The sequence below is a fragment of the Burkholderia sp. A2 genome (genome assembly GCF_001729305.1).
GTDB lineage: Bacteria > Pseudomonadota > Gammaproteobacteria > Burkholderiales > Burkholderiaceae > Burkholderia > Burkholderia sola.
Genome location: NZ_LZXX01000133.1, coordinates 2,230 through 2,546 on the forward strand (window position 1 = coordinate 2,230; position 317 = coordinate 2,546).

Below are 317 nucleotides of genomic sequence, written 5' to 3' on the forward strand. Positions count from 1 at the left end.
GCGCTCGCGATCGTGCTGATGACGCTCGCGTTCACGTGGCTCAATCCGCACGTGTATCTCGACACGTTCCTGCTGATCGGCACGGCTGGCGCGCGCGAGCCGGAAGGCGCGCGGCTCGCGTTCGCGATCGGCGCGATGACGGTCAGCATCGTGTGGTTCCTCGGGCTCGGCTATGGCGCGCGATTGCTGGCGCCGTGGTTCCGCAAGGCGGTCGCGTGGCGCGTGCTGGATGGCGCGATCGGCGGCATGGTGCTGTTCCTCGCGGCGGTGCAGTTACGCTGACCGAAGACCCGTCTGCGCACGGGCGGCCGCCTGCC

At 70.0% G+C, this 317-nt stretch carries 1 protein-coding gene; it reads left to right on the forward strand.

Features of this window, described 5'->3' with window-relative positions:
- Nucleotides 1-282: LysE/ArgO family amino acid transporter (locus tag A9Z05_RS38125; RefSeq protein WP_256122127.1), on the forward strand; the 282-nt coding region annotated here is incomplete at its 5' end.
- Between the last annotated feature and the right edge of the window lie 35 nt (nt 283-317).